Below are 17,063 nucleotides of genomic sequence, written 5' to 3'. Positions count from 1 at the left end.
CCTCTGTTTAAAGACCGGCGGCCATGGCTTTGTTGATCAGCCAGTTCAGGTTCGGGCCACGAGTGCTGTTCACTTCCACCGGGCGACCGGCGAAGGCGCTGTCCAGTGGCTCGTCAGGTTTGATCTGCACGCGGATATCGGACGACAGGTCGGCGCTTTTCAGGCTGGTGCTGCTGACAATCTTGCCGGTACGGGTTTGGTCTTCACCGGCGATCTGGAAGCTGACCGTGGTGCCTGGACGCACATCGCTGAACTGGCGATAAGAGAAGCGTGCTTCAACGTTGGCTTCGGTATTGCGCGGCACCAGTTGGAAGATCACGTCGCCTTTGCTGGCGTACTGACCGTTAGCCACCAATTGCTGAGCCACGGTGCAATCGCACGGCGACGTCAGGGTGCCGGTCATTTGCTTGCCGAACAGTTCTTCAACCTTGGACGGTTGCAGTTGACCTTCGTCCAGATGGCCCTTGAGCACGTCGAGCATGCTGGTGCTGAAAGTCGCCAGTGGGGCGCCTTTGGCGGCAACGCCGTCAGCCTTGATCAGGCTCTGCACGGTGCCGTCGCGCGGCATGGTGATGTTCATGCCCTGCACGCTGACCAGACCGGCCTGGGCGTGGCTGACGAAGTACATGCCATACACCGATTTGAAGATGAAACCGAACGCCACCAGGCCGATCACGAAGATACCGGCGCTGAAGGTCACCGCTTTCAGACGGCCGAGCGGGGTCATGCCGTGACCGCCATCCTTGACCTTGCGCGCCTTGGTGAAGTTGTCGCGCTGCAGGGTCGCCAGCATTTCACCGACACTGACAATGTCGCCGGCCAAGTGCGAAGTGATCAGGTGGCGCAGGGTGGAAATGTCACGGGGTTCCAGGTTCTGGAACTGGCAACCGATACGACCGGTCTGGCGATCGACGGAGCGGATTTGCAATTCCACGTCCATGGCCAGGCCGAGGTTATCGATGACGAATTGCAGACGGGCCTTGTGCACATCGCCGACCTTCAACGGCAGCTGACCGGCGTTGAACGCCAGGCCGCCAGCGGAAAGGTCGATGACCCGGGCTTCAACCGGAGTCCGGTCTGGACCGAAGAAACGCAGCTTGGCCGGGATTTTCACGCGAGCGTGTTGGCGCTGGGCTTCGGATTCGTGCACTACGTTGGAGTTGACGGCGGTATTCATATGGGCGATTTCCTAGTTAATTCAGGCGAGTTCGGTCAGACCATCATCAGCAGCACGGCGACAAAAATGCTGCCGGCGGAGAAGGTCATGGTCCGAGACGACCAAGTGTTGAACCAACGTTGAAAGCTGGCGAGATCACGGGTCAGAGAAGTGGGCTGGCGAGTCCAGGACTGTTGATCGAGGCGGAAGAACACGTAGATTTTCACCAGCGCGCCGACGATCTGGTTGTAATAGAGAATCGCCGGGTAAGCCGGGCCGATCCGGTGACCGGAGCAGGACAGCAGCACGGTCAGGATCAGGCGGGTGATGCCGATCCACAGCAGGTAAACCAGGATGAACGCGCTGCCATACTTGAAGGTGGCGAGGATTGCCACGGTCAGGCCCAGCAAGGATGTCCACATCGATACACGCTGATCGAACAGCACCACCGAAGTGAACAGGCCGAGACGTTTCATCCCCAAACCCAGGGCGCGAGAGTTCTGCCGCAGGTTGTTGCCGTACCAGCGGAACATCAGTTTGCGGCTGGCCTTGATGAAGCTCTTCTCGGGCGGGTGCTCCACGGTATGGATCGCGGCATCCGGCACGTAGAAAGTGTCATAGCCCAGGCGCATCAGGCTGAACCAGCTCGACTTGTCGTCACCGGTGAGGAACTTGAAGCGGCCCAGGCGCCAGTGTTGCAGCGAGTCGCTTTCCACATCGGCGATGAAGTCCGGGTTGGTGACCACGGTGGCGCGGAATACCGACATCCGGCCGGTCATGGTCAACACGCGCTTGGACAGGGCCATGGAGCACATGTTGATGTGGCGCTGGGCGAATCGCAGTTTGTGCCATTCGCTCATGATGTAGCCGCCGCGCACTTCACAGAACTCGTTGGTGGTCAGGCCGCCGACGTTGCCGAACAGCTGGAACCACGGCACGGTCTTGAGCACAACGCCTTCGGCCAATACGGTGTCGCCATCGATCACGGCAACCACGGCGCGGTCGTCCGGCAGGTGGCGTGAGATGGCGCGGAAACCGTAGGCCAGGCCATCGCGTTTGCCGGTGCCGGGAATGCGCACGAAGTCGAGTTTGACCCGTGGCGGTGGGTTCATGCGTTTCCAGAGGCTCTTGACCAGCAGCTCATCGGACATTTCCACGATGGAGCAGACCACGGTGGTCGGCAGTTCGCAGTCGATGGCCTCGCGGATTACCGAGCTGTAGACCTGAGCGGTGGTCAGCGCGTCGATACGAAAGCTCGTGACCATCAGAAACACATGGGACGGGTCTGCCGCTTTGCCCAGCTTGCGCACTTTGCGCCGCAGGTGCGGGTAGACCACGTACAGAAACAGCATGCCGCGCAGAAAGTGCGTGGCACCCATCGAGTAGCGCCAGATACCGACGATACCGATCAGGAAGATGAAGTCCTTCGACTCGGAGTCGAACGTGGACGCAGGCAGCGCCATGGCGATGCCCATCAGTAAACTTAGGTAAAACAGCCAACCGGCGGCCTGAAGTAGGCCGTGCTTTAGCCTGTGCATAATCTGCATCCGTCTCGATCTCGGGCGAGCCTGTGGGGTGGCCCGATGGGGTTAAGGCAGGCCTGTGAAAACTGGCGACCCCCGCTCTGGATGACGCCAGAAATCCCGGTAGGAGCTGCCGCAGGCTGCGATCTTTTTGGGTTCACTCAGGACTCAAGTGCCTCGGGAAAGATCGCAGCCTCGTTTCACTCGACAGCTCCTACAGGCGTGTTACCAGCAGATACCTTCGGTGCGCTTGCTGACGCTGGTGGCTTTGGACATGAAGCCAACCAGGTCGACCACTTGCTTGCCGTGTGGAGCTTCCAGCGCCAGAGCGCGGAATTTCTCGTCACGGTTACCGAGGATGATCACGTCGGAGTTTGCGATCACATCGTCGAAGTCGGAATTGAGCAAGGACGAGACGTGAGGGATCTTCGACTCGATGTAATCCTTGTTCGCACCGTGGACACGGGCGTACTCGACGTTGCTGTCGTAGATGCTCAGGTCGTAACCCTTGCCGATCAGCATTTCCGCCAGATCAACCAGTGGGCTTTCGCGCAGGTCGTCGGTACCGGCCTTGAAGCTCAGACCCAGCAGGGCGACTTTGCGTTTGTCGTGGCTGGAGACGATGTCGAACGCGTTCTGCACCTGGGACTCGTTACTGCGCATCAGCGAGTTGAGCAGCGGTGCTTCCACGTCCAGGGAACCGGCGCGGTAGGTCAGGGCGCGGACGTCTTTTGGCAGGCAAGAGCCGCCGAACGCAAAGCCTGGGCGCATGTAGTACTGGGACAGGTTCAGGGTCTTGTCCTGGCAGACCACTTCCATCACTTCACGACCGTCGACACCGACGGCTTTGGCGATGTTGCCGATCTCGTTGGCGAAGGTCACCTTGGTGGCGTGCCACACGTTGCAGGTGTACTTGATCATCTCGGCAACGGCGATGTCCTTGCGGATGATCGGCGCGTCGAGCTCTTCGTACAGCGACTGCAGAACGTCGCCCGAGGCCTTGTCGAACTCGCCGATAACGGTCATTGGCGGCAGGTCGTAATCGGCGATCGCGGTGCTTTCACGCAGGAACTCAGGGTTGACCGCTACGCCGAAGTCGACGCCGGCTTTTTTGCCGGAGCAGTCTTCGAGGATCGGGATGACAACGTTTGCGACAGTGCCCGGCAGGACGGTGCTGCGAACCACGATGGTGTGGCGGGTGGTCTTGTCACGCAGGACAAAACCGATCTCGCGGCACACGGCTTCGATGTAGTTCAGTTCCAGATCGCCGTTCTTCTTGCTCGGCGTACCGACGCAGATCATCGACAGGTCGGTGTCGCGAATCGCCTCGGCGAAGTTGGTCGTGCCGCGCAATTTGCCCGTCTCGATACCCTTCTGCAGAAGTTCGCCCAGACCCGGTTCAACGATCGGCGATTTGCCAGCGTTGATCATATCGATTTTGTCTTTGGCAACATCGACGCCAACGACGTCATGGCCCCGTGCAGACAGGCAACCGGCACATACTGCGCCGACGTAACCCAAACCAAATATGCTGATGCGCATCGCAATTACCTCTGTGTTTATCAAGCCATTACATGGCCGGAGTTAATGGTGTTCAGCGGTCATAGTGCACTCGCAAGTGCGACTTAAAAGGCGCCACAATGCCGTGTGCAGGCATACTAAGTTCCGAGTGTCTAAATAAGTGCACTCAAGATGTGCGCAACTAGGCCTTATTGTTATGACTTGCCCTGTTATGCAGCCGATCCTCTTTTAAGAGGACTCCGTGCAAAGGTCTTGCGCGCTCAATGTCAGGCTCGACAGCCCGTAAATCAAGCGGTTGGGTGCTCAGGTGAGCACGTTTATAGGGGCGCAGCCGTGGCCTTGTAGGGGATAGTAATGGTGCGTTATCTCCTGTCCTTCATGTGTTGCCCAAATAAGGGATCAGTAAGCCCAAGTATGTGTGACAACTTCGCTATATGGATCTCTTGTCTGTGTAAGTTATCTCGCACAATCACGGAGAGAATCGTTACCGGTGGTATGAGCGGCGCATTTGGACATAGTTCCTGTCCGCCCATCGCGAATTCTGAAATTTCTTGAAATAGTGAAAAAGATGGCACTGCTTTCATATTGATAGCACTTGCCGTTTGGCCCTTTATATATGGGGGGGTTATTGCCTTGGGTACTTTTTTGCCACTACGAATAAAAAATTTCAGTGCCACTACTGAAAAATTTGCTAGCTGTCGAGTGAAACAAAAGTTAGAAAATGAAGTGCTGTTTTTTTGGCGTCAATAAGGCGGCGAAAAGATGGGGGATTGTTCGACGATCAAAGGGATGGCGCACGACAAAGTCATAGATGTCGTGCGCTGAATGAGTGCAGGTCTATTTACTCTGGTGCGTGATCGCGCAGAAACACCAGATTGTCCGGTTTAGACTGTTCGGCGCTGTAGCGATAACCCTGGACGTCGAACTGCTTGAGGTCGACCGGATCATTGATGCGTTCTTCGATGACGAAGCGACTCATCATTCCGCGAGCCTTTTTCGCGTAGAAACTGATGATTTTGTACTGGCCGTTCTTCAGATCCTTGAACTCGGTATTGATGATGCGCGCGTTCAAGGCACTGCGTTTGACCGCCGAGAAGTACTCGTTGGAGGCCAGGTTCAGCAGCACGTCATCGCCTTGATCGGCCAAGGCTTCGTTCAGCCATTCGCTGATCCGCGTCCCCCAGAAGGCGTACAAGTCCTTGCCACGGGCATTGGCCAGTTTGGTGCCCATCTCCAGCCGATAGGGCTGCATCAGGTCCAGAGGGCGCAGCAGGCCGTACAGGCCGGAGAGCATGCGCAAGTGTTGTTGGGCGTAATCGAAGTCGGCTTCGCTGAAGGTTTGTGCATTCAGGCCGGTGTACACGTCGCCCTTGAATGCCAGCAAGGCCTGCTTGGCGTTGGCCGGGGTGAAGGCCGGGGTCCAGCTGCCGAAACGCGCGGCATTGAGGCCGCCGATTTTGTCGGAGACGTGCATCAGCTCGCTGATCTGCGCCGGCGTCAGATCGCGCAGTTGCAGGATCAGCTCCTGGGAATGATCGAGGTATTGCGGCTGAGTGAAGCGTTGGGTCGCCGGCGGTGTTTCGTAATCGAGGGTCTTGGCGGGGGAAATCACCATCAGCATGAAGTCGTCTCCTTTAATCGTGGCGCCGATTCTAGGGGGTTGTCTGTGTTGACTCCAGCTATCAAGTCCATAGGTGATCGGTGGTGGGTACACCCTGATCATTCCCACGCTCTGCGTGGGAATGCCTCAATGGACGCTCCGCGTCCGCTTCGGCAGGGACGCGGAGCGTCCCGGGCTGCATTCCCACGCAGAGCGTGGGAACGATCATGGGGCCGGCGATCAGCTATAGTGCCGCGCGGGTTTTGTTATGGAGACATCCCATTGCGTATCGTTTTTCTATTCTCGGCCTTGCTCTTGAGCTTTGGCGCCATGGCGGCGCCGGGCGATGTGGCGACGCTTGATCGCAGCACCTGGCCTGAGCAGATCAGCAGCCCGACGCTGTTTGACGTCGCATCGCGGGCCGAAATCCTCATGTTTGCCCGTGTTCTGCTGGCCAGCGAATCGCTGGATGAAGCGAGCCTGGCTCAACGCCTGGGCCTGCGCACCCTCAATCTGGAGTCGGTCAACCAGCTGCGCCAGCGCATGTGGCAGCGTTTGCTGACTAATTACAACTTCGCCCAGCAGAGTTGTGATCAGGATGCCTCCTTCTGTTTCCTGGTCGAGGACATGGCCACCTTGCGAGGGCAAGCGGCCAAGTTTCAGGTGAGCGACGACAGCTATTACATCAAGTGGGCCGAGCCGAGCCGGTTGTTCCACGCCCAGTACCTGGATGAGCAGTTGCGCAAGGCCGCGCTGTTTCCGCAGACCAGCAGCGAAGTCGATCGTTTTGGCGACTATGAGCGCAATGGCGATGCCATGAATGACCGGCTGTTCCTGCTGACCTTCGACAGCGCCGCCAATGCCACGCCAGATAACACCGCCTGGGTCACCGAGTACCTGCGCAAGTCGAACATGAGCGCTACGTTCTTCGTCCTCGGCAAGGACATTCAGGCCCGTCTGTCCGAGCGCTCGGTAGCCAGCCTGCAAGGGACTTATTCGCAACAATGCGTTGGTGTGCAAGGCTGGGAGTTTCGCTCCCACAGCCACTGGCAAGACTGGCAGGACTCGGTGCGACGCAGCGTCGAGCTGGTCAAAGGCAAACTGCCGGAGAATTACGTGCCGCTGTTTCGCCCGCCCGATGGTCAACGTCGATCCGATGCCGAGGGCTTCTTCAAGTCTCAGGGCTTGCAGGTGGCATTGTGGGATATCGATGCCCAGGACGGTTCCGGCAAGCTCAAGGGCAGCCAGAGCGCGCAACGGGTGTTAACCCTGATGCTGCTGTGGCGGCATGGGGTGATCAATTTCAATGTGAAGCAGGATGCGCTGAAAACGGCGATGCCTTGGCTCATTACGCAAACGGCGCCAAGCGGGATCGGTTGGGCAGACTGTCAGGACGCGTTTCGCTGAAAACGGCAAAAGGCCGTAAACATTGGGTGAAGGGCTATTTCTGGAGAGAAATCGGTGCAGGCGGACTTCCGACTTTAACGGCACATTGCCTGCACGCCAAGGGCTATTCGTCACTCTGAAAAATAAACTTCAAAAAAACGTCAAAGTGCTTTTTTCTGTCACATGTTTTGGAGTATTACGAAGACAGACCGCCGAAACCTGCAACACAGGTGGCGTCTCCCAAGACCCAGTTTGTGTGCAGTTCACTTGACTCCTCGCAGGTGAATTCGGTGGCCACTTCGAGGCGCAGCACTGTCATGGTACTGCGTCGACTGGCTCCCACAAAGGTGACCGAGTATGGATGATCACGGACGTAGCCCTTCTTCCAACCAGCCAATCCTTTATGTACTCGATACCAACGTATTGATTCACGATCCAAACGCCCTGCTTAATTTCGAAGAACACCACGTCGCCATCCCGATGACCGTGCTTGAAGAGCTGGATAAGCTCAAGAGCGGGCATCACAGCGTTGCCGCGGAATGCCGCCAGGCGATTCGCCTGATCGACAAGACTTTGGGCGATGCCAGCCCCGAAGACGTCGAACTCGGCGTACCGATCCAGCGCGGCAAGAGTGGGCCCAAGGGTTTGCTGTCAATTCTGATGAGCAAGCGCGCTGAGCCAAACATCATTCTGCCCGAGCATCTGAACGACAACATCATCATCAACCAGTTGATCGACCTGCGCGCGCGCGATGCAAAACTGCCCGTGGTGCTGGTCACAAAAGATATCAACATGCGCCTCAAGGCCCGGGCTTGCGGGATTGCGGCCGAGGACTACAGCACCGACCAACTGGTCGACGACGTTTCGTTGCTACCCAACGGTTATCACAACATGACCGGTTCGTTCTGGGATCGGGTGAGCAAAGTCGAAACCCGGCAGGATCACGGCCGCACCTGGCACCAGGTGCAGCTGATCGACAACCTGCCCGCGGTACACGTCAACGAGTTCATCATCGACGAACAGGGCTTTGTCGGCTGGATCAAGGAAATCCAGGTCGACAAGTTGTTGATCCTCGATCTGCATCAGGAGCCTCTGTTGCACCAGGAAGCCTGGGGCCTGAAACCGCGTGACATCTATCAAAGCCTGGCGCTGTACGCCTTGCTTGATCCGGACATTCACCTGGTCAACCTGTCCGGCGCGGCCGGTTCCGGTAAAACCATCCTGGCCCTGGCGGCGGCCATCGAGCAGACCATGGTCAGCAAACGCTACCGGCGCATCATCGCCACCCGCAGCGTGCAGGGGCTGGACCAGGAAATCGGCTTCCTGCCCGGCACCGAAGCGGAAAAAATGGAGCCTTGGCTCGGCGCCATCACCGACAACCTCGAAGCGCTGCACATGGACGACGAAAGCACCCATGGCAGCGTCGACTACATCCTCAGCAAAGTGCCGTTGCAGTTCAAATCCCTCAACTACATTCGAGGCCGCAGCTTTCAGCAGAGTCTGATCCTGATCGATGAATGCCAGAACCTCACGCCGCACCAGATGAAAACCATCATCACCCGTGCCGGTGCCGGTTCCAAAGTGGTGTGCCTGGGTAACCTGGCGCAGATCGATACCCCTTACCTGTCCGCGACCAGCTCCGGGCTGACGTACTTGACCGAGCGCTTCAAGGACTTCCCCAACGGGGTGCATATCACCCTGCAAGGGGTGCCACGCTCGATTCTGGCCGAATACGCCGAATCGCATCTGTAACCCTCACCAGAACCGGGCGGCCTAATGGTCGCCCGGTTTTTTATGCCAGACACATAACCTGTAAGAGCGAGGCTTGCCCGCGATGGCATCACCGAGGTGTCCCTGTTGAACCGCAGCGCCTGCATCGCGGGCAAGCCACGCTCCCACAGGGTTCGGTGTAAACGCATAATCAAACGTGCGGAAATCTGACCCACAGGTTTACAATCGATGCTCCTGATCAGGAGTAACTCTGTGCTGACTCATCTCGATTCCCAAGGTCGCGCCCATATGGTCGACGTCACTGAAAAAGCCGTGACGTTCCGTGAAGCGACGGCCCAAGCGCTGGTGCGCATGCTGCCCGAAACCCTGCAGATGATCGTCAGTGGCGGCCATCCCAAGGGTGACGTGTTCGCCGTGGCGCGAATTGCCGGCATCCAGGCGGCGAAGAAAACCAGCGATCTGATTCCTCTGTGCCACCCGTTGATGCTCACAGGCGTCAAGGTCGAACTCAGTGCTGAAGGTGTCGACACCGTGCGCGTCGTGGCGCGCTGCAAGTTGTCCGGGCAGACCGGCGTCGAAATGGAAGCACTGACTGCCGCCAGCGTCGCGGCGCTGACCATCTATGACATGTGCAAGGCCGTGGATCGCGGCATGACCATCGAGAGCGTGCGGCTGCTGGAGAAACTCGGCGGCAAGAGCGGCCATTTCCAGGCGGATCAGCCATGAACGTGACTGTGAAGTTTTTCGCCCGTTACCGTGAAGCGCTCGGCGTGGAGTCGGTGAAGGTCGAAGGTGATTTCGCCACGATCGACGATGTGCGCGCGCTGCTGGCCCAGCGTGACGGCGCCGAAGTGCTGAGCGAGCAGAACCTGATGTGCGCCCGCAACGAAGATCTCTGCCAACTCGACGAACCGGTGAGCGATGGCGATGAAGTGGCGTTTTTTCCGACCGTGACCGGGGGCTGAACCATGGCGATTCGCGTGCAGTCCACGCCGTTCGACCCGGGCGCTGAAGTCAACGCCATGCACGCGGCCAATGTGGGCGTCGGTGCGGTGGTGAGTTTTGTCGGCTACGTGCGCGACTTCAATGACGGCCTCGACGTCGCCGGAATGTTTCTGGAACACTACCCGGGCATGACCGAAAAAGCCCTGGGCAAGATTGCCGCGGAGGCCGAGCAGCGCTGGCCGCTGTTGAAGCTGGAAGTGTTGCACCGCATCGGCGCCCTGGAGCCGGGCGAGCCGATCGTTTTCGTCGGCGCCGCCAGCGCCCACCGTCAGGCGGCGTTCGATGCCTGTGCCTTTGTCATGGACTACCTGAAAACCCGCGCGCCGTTCTGGAAGAAAGAAAACACCCGTGATGGGCCGCGCTGGGTGGAAGGGCGTGACAGCGATCATGTGGCGGCAGATCGCTGGAAGCAGTAAGCAACCGATCCTTCCTTACGGGCTCGATGCTTGAAAAACACTTGAAAGTTAATCCGTTCTTAACCGGTTTATCGTTTCTTCCTTGTGGCAGCCGAGCTTGCTCGCGCTGGGCTGCGCAGCGGCCCCAAAATCTGAGCGCTCCCTCGCCACAGGCGTTCACTGACTCAAGACTCTCGTGAACGGCATTGCCGCCCGAAGGCCGGGATCAGGGGTCGTTCAAGGCTCTCAAAGATCGGGTCAGCGTGTAGACTTCCGGGCAACCGATATCAGATCGACAAGGTCGCATTGCCGCCAGTTGGCGTATCAAAGACAACATCAGCCTGATGCCGCAACTGCAAGCGCAGCCGTCAGCGAGCTGATCCACAGACACAAAAGGGAAACGCGATGAGCGAGGAAACGATGCGGTTGGGACGTGAACGGCGCTATCTGGTGTTGCTGGGCATTATTTGCCTGGCGCTGATCGGTGGCGCGCTGTACATGCAAGTGGCTCTGGGCGAGGCACCGTGCCCGCTGTGCATCCTGCAACGCTACGCGTTGTTGCTGATTGCGCTGTTCGCCTTTATCGGCGCGGCGACGCGCACCCGCCGCAGCATCACGCTGTTCGAAGCGCTGGTGGTGATCTGCGCCATTGCGGGCGTCGGGGTGGCTGGGCATCACGTCTATACCCAGTTTTATCCTGCGGTCAGTTGCGGCATCGATGTGCTGCAACCCATCGTCGACGGCCTGCCACTGGCGAAGATCTTCCCGCTGGGCTTCCAGGTCGATGGCTTCTGCTCTACGCCGTACCCGCCGATCCTCGGCTTGTCCCTGGCACAATGGGCGCTGCTGGCGTTCGTGCTGATCGTGGTGCTGGTGCCGCTGCTCACTTCGCGTAACCGCAAAGCGCTACGCTGAGGCTGTCCGCCGTACCGTTGCAGGAAACAAAAAAACGCCCCGGTTCTCGTTGAGAGGCCGGGGCGTTTTGCATATTCGCAGGCCAAGTAAAAAGACCTTGATGCTCGACAAGGAAGGGTGCGACACGTATGCGACATGTTGTCACAGCTTGAGTGTCGCAAGGCATTTCAAATCGCTGGTTCAGGGCATCGCTTCGCACCAAAAACCTGCTCTTCCAGGCGCTGCCGGTTTCAATACTCGTCAGTCGAAACAGGCAGTTTTAACAAGGCCTGGGAAATTGCCAAAGCCCTTGTCGCATAGGGGGTAGAGCAGGGTCGAAGGCGAGCGCAGAGCCTTGGAAGCTGTCTGAACTTCGCGTGGTAGACCTACATTTTTTGGTGTTTTTGTTGAGAATGAATTTCGATACCATGGCGCACTTTTGCAAAAGCCGTTACTGATTGTTGTCGGATCGGATAAAAATTATTTCGGGATGAGACATGGTTTATGAATCGTTACATATCTACAATCGCCCGCACTGAATTCCCGGCACTGCTCACCCTTACTCAGGTGCATGAGCAGAACTAGGGTGTCGAGAGGCCTGATGGCTTCATGCGACTCCCAGGTGTCGGTGCCTTCCGACTATCCGCACCAAATGGAATTGGTCTGTAACAAGGCCCTTGACCACGAATTCGAATAAGAACTCACCGCAGGCCCAGCAATTGTCGAACAGCGTCTGACGCGCGACGGGCAGGCCCTTATTCAATCCAAGAAAAATGCCAACCCTTGGCAGGGTGAAGTGTTGGCGATCAAAACCCAACTGCATTGCGCAAGCTGCTTTAGAGGTCGTGAGATGAGTAAAAACAGGTACCCCAGACTACTAGGCTTATTGCCGCTGCTCGGCACGTTGTTGCTGGGAGGCTGCAACATGACCTTGCTCGACCCTAAGGGCCAGGTCGGCCTGGATGAGCGAAACCTGATCATCACCGCAACGCTGCTGATGCTGTTGGTCGTCGTGCCGGTCATCGTCATGACTTTCCTGTTCGCCTGGAAATACCGCGCGTCCAACCAAGACGCCGTCTACACGCCGAAGTGGTCGCACTCCACCAAGATCGAAATCGCAGTGTGGACGATCCCGGTACTGATCATCATTGCCCTGGGTTACATCACCTACAAGTCGACCCACGCGCTTGACCCTTACAAGCCGCTGGAATCCGACGTCAAGCCAATCACCATTGAAGTGGTCGCGCTGGACTGGAAGTGGATGTTCATCTATCCGGAGCAAGGCATCGCCACGGTCAACAAGATCGTGTTCCCGGCCCACACGCCGATCAACTTCAAGGTGACGTCCGACTCCGTGATGAACTCGTTCTTCATCCCGGCCCTGGGCGGCCAGATTTACGCGATGGCCGGCATGCAGACCAAACTGCACCTGATCGCCAACCAGAACGCTGAAATGGACGGTATCTCCGCCAACTACAGCGGCGCGGGTTTCACCGGCATGAAGTTCAAAGCGATCGCCACCTCTCAGGAAGATTTCGACGCCTGGGTAAGCGAAGTCAAAAAGGCACCTAAACAGCTTGAAAAAGCTGAATACGAAGCCCTTTCCAAGCCAAGCCAGAACAACCCAGTCGAGCTCTACTCCTCGGTCACACCGAACCTGTTCCAGATCATCGTCGACAAGTACGAAGGCATGAAACCGGGTCCGAAGGTGAAGCACGAGAAGAAAGAGAAAGAAGTGGCCGCTACGCAAGGAATGGACATGAACTCGCATTCAGCTGCCGGGGCAGAGGAGTAAACGATGTTTGGTAAATTAAGTTGGGAAGCGGTCCCGTTCCACGAGCCGATCGTGATGGTGACCATCGCCATGATCGCGCTCGGTGGTCTGGCACTGTTCGCTGCAATCACCTACTTCAAGAAGTGGACCTACCTGTGGACCGAGTGGCTGACCTCGGTCGACCACAAGAAAATCGGCGTGATGTACATCATCGTCGCCATGGTCATGCTGCTGCGCGGTTTTGCCGACGCCATCATGATGCGTACCCAGTTGGCGATGGCCACCGAGGGTTCGCCTGGCTACCTGCCACCTGAACACTATGACCAGATCTTCACCGCTCACGGTGTGATCATGATCATCTTCATGGCGATGCCATTCTTCACCGGCCTGATGAACCTTGCAGTGCCGCTGCAGATCGGCGCGCGTGACGTTGCCTACCCGTTCCTGAACTCCCTGAGCTTCTGGCTGCTGGTTTCCGGCGTGGTGCTGATCAACCTGTCCCTGGGCGTTGGCGAATTCGCCAAGACCGGCTGGGTTGCCTATCCGCCACTGTCGGGCCTGCAATACAGCCCGGGCGTGGGGATGGATTATTACATCTGGGCGCTACAGCTATCCGGGCTAGGTACGACGCTGACGGGGGTCAACTTCCTGGCCACCGTGCTGAAAATGCGTACCCCTGGCATGAAGCTGATGGACATGCCGATCTTCACCTGGACCTGCACCTGGGCCAACGTTCTGATCGTGGCTTCGTTCCCGATCCTGACCGCTACCCTGGCGCTGCTGACGCTTGACCGTTACATGGATTTCCACATTTTCACCAATGAACTTGGTGGTAATCCGATGATGTACGTCAACCTGTTCTGGGCCTGGGGTCACCCCGAGGTTTACATCCTGATTCTGCCGGCGTTCGGGATCTTCTCCGAAGTCATCTCGACCTTCACCGGCAAGCGTCTGTTTGGCCACCACTCGATGGTCTACGCATCGGGCGCGATCTCGATCCTGGGCTTCATGGTCTGGCTGCACCACTTCTTCACCATGGGTTCGGGTGCCAGCGTCAACGCCTTCTTCGGTCTGGCGACGATGCTGATTTCGATCCCGACGGGGGTGAAGCTATTCAACTGGCTGTTCACCATCTACCAGGGCCGTCTGCGTTTCACCAGCCAAGTGCTGTGGACCCTGGGCTTCATGGTGACCTTCGCCATCGGCGGCATGACCGGCGTACTGCTGGCCATCCCGGGTGCTGACTTCGTTCTGCACAACAGCCTGTTCGTGATCGCTCACTTCCATAACGTGATCATCGGCGGCGCGGTATTCGGTTACATCGCAGGCTTCGCCTTCTACTTCCCGAAAGCGTTCGGCTTCAAGCTGCATGAAGGTTGGGGCAAGGCTGCATTCTGGTTCTGGATCTCGGGCTTCTTCGTCGCGTTCATGCCGCTCTATGCACTGGGCTTCATGGGCATGACCCGTCGTCTGAACGCCACCACCAACCCTGAGTGGGTGCCGTACCTGTACGTCGCCATGTTCGGTGCGGTGATGATTGCCGTCGGTATCGCCTGCCAGCTGATCCAGCTCTATGTCAGCGTGCGTGATCGCAACAAGCCAGAGAACATGTGCGAACACGGCGACCCGTGGAATGCCCATACCCTGGAGTGGTCGACCTCGTCGCCACCACCGTTCTACAACTTTGCTGTGCTGCCAAAAGCGGAAACCATCGACCCGTTCACCGAAGCCAAGGAAAACGGCACCGCGTACAAGGCTCCGGCCAAGTACGAGCCGATCCACATGCCAAACAACACCGCCACCGGTGTGGTCATGGGTGCTCTGTTGACCGTGTTCGGTTTCGCGATGATCTGGCACATCTGGTGGTTGGCCATCGTTAGCCTGGTCGGCACCGTGGGTTACTTCGTTATCCATGCTGCACGTGATGATCAGGGCTATATGGTGCCGGTCGACGTGATCGAGCGCATCGAAGCCGAGCAGCACAAGCGTCTGGTAGCGGCCGGGAAAGTTCCAGCCACCGCCACCCGTGTTGAAACCTCGTTGGAACAGGCTTAAACCATGTCGAACTTAGTGACCAATGCTGGACACACCCATGTCGATGGACATGGGCACGATGACCATCACCACGACTCGGGCGAGATGACCGTATTCGGTTTCTGGCTCTACCTGATGACCGACTGCATCCTGTTTGCGTCGATCTTCGCGGCGTACGCGGTCCTGGTTAACAACGTAGCGGGTGGCCCGTCGGGCCACGATATCTTCGAACTGCCATACGTACTGGGCGAAACCGCTCTGCTGCTGTTCAGTTCGATCACCTATGGCTTCGCCATGCTGGCGTTGTTCAAGGGCAAGAAGAACCAGGTGCTGGGCTGGCTGGGCATGACCTTCCTGTTCGGTGCCGGCTTCATCGGCATGGAGATCAACGAGTTCCACGTACTGATCTCCGAAGGCTTCGGCCCTAGCCGCAGCGGCTTCCTGTCCGGGTTCTTCACCCTGGTCGGCACCCACGGTCTGCACGTGACCAGCGGTCTGATCTGGATGGCGATCATGATGTACCAGGTGCAGAAAAACGGCCTGACGGCGACCAACAAGACCCGTCTGAGCTGCCTGAGCCTGTTCTGGCACTTCCTGGACGTTGTGTGGATCTGCGTATTCACGGTTGTTTATCTGATGGGGACTATGTAAATGGCTAACGCTCATTCCCACGATGGCCACGAAGCCAACCACGGCAGCGTAAAGTCCTACGCCATCGGCTTCATCCTGTCGGTGATCCTGACCGTCATTCCTTTCGGCCTGGTGATGTACCCGTCGCTGCCGAAAGCCCTGACCCTGTGGATCGTACTGGCCTTCGCAGTCATCCAGGTGCTGGTGCACCTGGTGTACTTCCTCCACCTGGACCGTTCGGCGGCGCAGCGTAACAACGTCATTGCGTTTGTTTTCGCTGCGATCGTAATCGTCCTGTTGGTAGGCCTGTCGCTGTGGATCATGTTCAGCATCCACACCAACATGATGGCGCACTGAGGTAAGTCCGGATGTCCTTGAAGCACTTTATCCAAATCACCAAACCGGGGATCATTTTCGGTAACGTGCTTTCAGTGGCAGGCGGATTTTTCCTGGCCTCCAAAGGGCATGTCGATCTGGCCATCTTCCTGGCTGCGATGATCGGCACGTCCCTGGTGGTGGCCTCCGGTTGCGTGTTCAACAACTGCATCGACCGCGACATCGACCTGAAGATGGAGCGCACCAAGAACCGGGTGCTGGTCCAGGGCTTGATCTCCCTGAAGCTGGCCCTGGTTTTTGCGACCATCCTTGGTGTTTTCGGCGTTGCACTGTTGTACAAGGTGGCCAACCCGTTGGCCGCGCTGTTCGCGGTAATCGGTTTTGTCATCTACGTCGGTTTCTACAGCCTGTACCTCAAGCGCAAGTCGGTTCACGGCACGCTGGTGGGCAGCCTGTCGGGGGCGATGCCGCCGGTGATTGGCTACGTGGCTGTGACGAACAGCTTCGACATGGCCGCACTGACGCTGCTGGTGATGTTCAGCCTGTGGCAGATGCCGCATTCCTACGCCATCGCGATCTTCCGCTTCAACGATTACCTGGCTGCATCGATTCCGGTGTTGCCGGTGAAGCGCGGGATTCAAGTGGCCAAGAAGCACATCCTGCTCTACATCCTGGCGTTCCTCATAGCGACCTTGATGCTGACCTTCAGCGGCTACGCCGGCATGAGCTACCTCGCCGTCGCCGCGGCCATGGGCATGTACTGGTTGTACATGGCCTGGACCGGTTACAAGGCAGTGGATGACACGATCTGGGCACGCAAGCTGTTCGTGTTCTCGATCTTCACCATTACTGCGTTGAGCGTGATGATGTCGCTGGATTTTAAAGTGCCGAGTGAGCTGTTGCTGACTTACGCGCCTTAAGCTTCGAATGCTGTAAAGAAAAGCCCCGCCCTTCGAGAGAAGAGCGGGGCTTTTTATTGGGTTCTATTTGACGGACCGTGTCATTCCTATCGCGAGCAGGCTCGCGATGGATGCGCCGCGGTGTATCAGGAAAAAGTTAATAAGCGAACAGGCAATAA

15 protein-coding genes and 1 pseudogene are annotated in these 17,063 nt (G+C 57.7%); 12 read left to right on the top strand and 4 right to left on the bottom strand.

Going from position 1 to position 17,063, the window contains the following annotated elements; all coding sequences use genetic code 11:
• Positions 1-7: 7 nt before the first annotated feature.
• The 4 genes from MMG91_RS19605 to yaaA form a co-directional block, all read right to left on the bottom strand.
• A complete protein-coding gene (locus tag MMG91_RS19605; RefSeq protein ID WP_305448285.1) occupies positions 8-1,177 on the bottom strand; it encodes an alginate biosynthesis protein Alg44 in 1,170 nt (389 codons plus the stop codon).
• Between the two features lie 35 nt (positions 1,178-1,212).
• Complete coding sequence (alg8, locus tag MMG91_RS19600) at positions 1,213-2,694, bottom strand: mannuronan synthase (protein WP_405046551.1); 1,482 nt, start codon at positions 2,692-2,694, stop codon at positions 1,213-1,215.
• Between the two features lie 210 nt (positions 2,695-2,904).
• Positions 2,905-4,221: a nucleotide sugar dehydrogenase gene (locus MMG91_RS19595; RefSeq protein WP_310660435.1), complete on the bottom strand. Its 1,317-nt coding sequence runs from the start codon at positions 4,219-4,221 to the stop codon at positions 2,905-2,907.
• Between the two features lie 820 nt (positions 4,222-5,041).
• Positions 5,042-5,821 carry a peroxide stress protein YaaA gene (gene yaaA / locus MMG91_RS19590; protein WP_310660434.1) on the bottom strand — a complete coding sequence of 260 codons (780 nt, stop codon included), beginning with the start codon at positions 5,819-5,821 and terminating at the stop codon, positions 5,042-5,044.
• Positions 5,822-6,082: 261 nt separating this feature from the next.
• On the opposite strand from yaaA, the gene MMG91_RS19585 reads away from it, so the two are divergent.
• The 12 genes and pseudogenes from MMG91_RS19585 to cyoE all read left to right on the top strand — a co-directional run bounded on the left by MMG91_RS19585 (position 6,083) and on the right by cyoE (position 16,905).
• Positions 6,083-7,207 carry a polysaccharide deacetylase family protein gene (locus MMG91_RS19585; RefSeq protein WP_310660433.1) on the top strand — a complete coding sequence of 375 codons (1,125 nt, stop codon included), beginning with the start codon at positions 6,083-6,085 and terminating at the stop codon, positions 7,205-7,207.
• Positions 7,208-7,543: 336 nt separating this feature from the next.
• Positions 7,544-8,938, top strand: coding sequence for a PhoH family protein (locus tag MMG91_RS19580; RefSeq protein ID WP_310660432.1), 1,395 nt, complete (start codon positions 7,544-7,546; stop codon positions 8,936-8,938).
• Between the two features lie 231 nt (positions 8,939-9,169).
• A complete protein-coding gene (gene moaC / locus MMG91_RS19575) occupies positions 9,170-9,643 on the top strand; it encodes a cyclic pyranopterin monophosphate synthase MoaC (protein WP_305448290.1) in 474 nt (157 codons plus the stop codon).
• Positions 9,640-9,882, top strand: coding sequence for a MoaD/ThiS family protein (locus MMG91_RS19570; RefSeq protein WP_310660431.1), 243 nt, complete (start codon positions 9,640-9,642; stop codon positions 9,880-9,882). Before moaC ends, MMG91_RS19570 begins: the two co-directional genes overlap by 4 nt.
• A 3-nt stretch (positions 9,883-9,885) precedes the next feature.
• Positions 9,886-10,338 carry a molybdopterin synthase catalytic subunit MoaE gene (gene moaE / locus MMG91_RS19565; RefSeq protein ID WP_305448292.1) on the top strand — a complete coding sequence of 151 codons (453 nt, stop codon included), beginning with the start codon at positions 9,886-9,888 and terminating at the stop codon, positions 10,336-10,338.
• 197 nt (positions 10,339-10,535) lie between these two features.
• Positions 10,536-10,697, top strand: a pseudogene (locus MMG91_RS19560) (ester cyclase); the annotation flags it as partial.
• A gap of 25 nt (positions 10,698-10,722) precedes the next feature.
• The gene (locus tag MMG91_RS19555; protein WP_310660430.1) at positions 10,723-11,232 is read left to right on the top strand and encodes a disulfide bond formation protein B; all 510 of its coding nucleotides are present in this window, start codon (positions 10,723-10,725) and stop codon (positions 11,230-11,232) included.
• A gap of 829 nt (positions 11,233-12,061) precedes the next feature.
• A complete protein-coding gene (gene cyoA / locus MMG91_RS19550) occupies positions 12,062-13,006 on the top strand; it encodes a ubiquinol oxidase subunit II (protein ID WP_305448294.1) in 945 nt (314 codons plus the stop codon).
• Positions 13,007-13,009: 3 nt separating this feature from the next.
• A complete protein-coding gene (cyoB, locus tag MMG91_RS19545; RefSeq protein ID WP_305448295.1) occupies positions 13,010-15,040 on the top strand; it encodes a cytochrome o ubiquinol oxidase subunit I in 2,031 nt (676 codons plus the stop codon).
• A gap of 3 nt (positions 15,041-15,043) precedes the next feature.
• On the top strand, positions 15,044-15,670 hold the full coding sequence (locus tag MMG91_RS19540) for a cytochrome o ubiquinol oxidase subunit III (RefSeq protein ID WP_305448296.1): 627 nt from the start codon (positions 15,044-15,046) through the stop codon (positions 15,668-15,670).
• Entirely contained in the window at positions 15,671-16,006 is a 336-nt protein-coding gene (gene cyoD / locus MMG91_RS19535; RefSeq protein WP_052966641.1) for a cytochrome o ubiquinol oxidase subunit IV, read from the top strand.
• An 11-nt stretch (positions 16,007-16,017) separates the two neighbouring features.
• Positions 16,018-16,905, top strand: coding sequence for a heme o synthase (cyoE, locus tag MMG91_RS19530; protein WP_310660429.1), 888 nt, complete (start codon positions 16,018-16,020; stop codon positions 16,903-16,905).
• The last annotated feature ends 158 nt before the right edge of the window (positions 16,906-17,063 follow it).

Origin of the sequence: Pseudomonas sp. JL3 (assembly GCF_031570575.1) — a bacterium.
GTDB classification, from domain to species: Bacteria; Pseudomonadota; Gammaproteobacteria; order Pseudomonadales; family Pseudomonadaceae; genus Aquipseudomonas; species Aquipseudomonas cucumis.
Note: the sequence above shows the minus strand (reverse complement) of the source record. Positions and strands in the feature narration are given on the sequence as shown.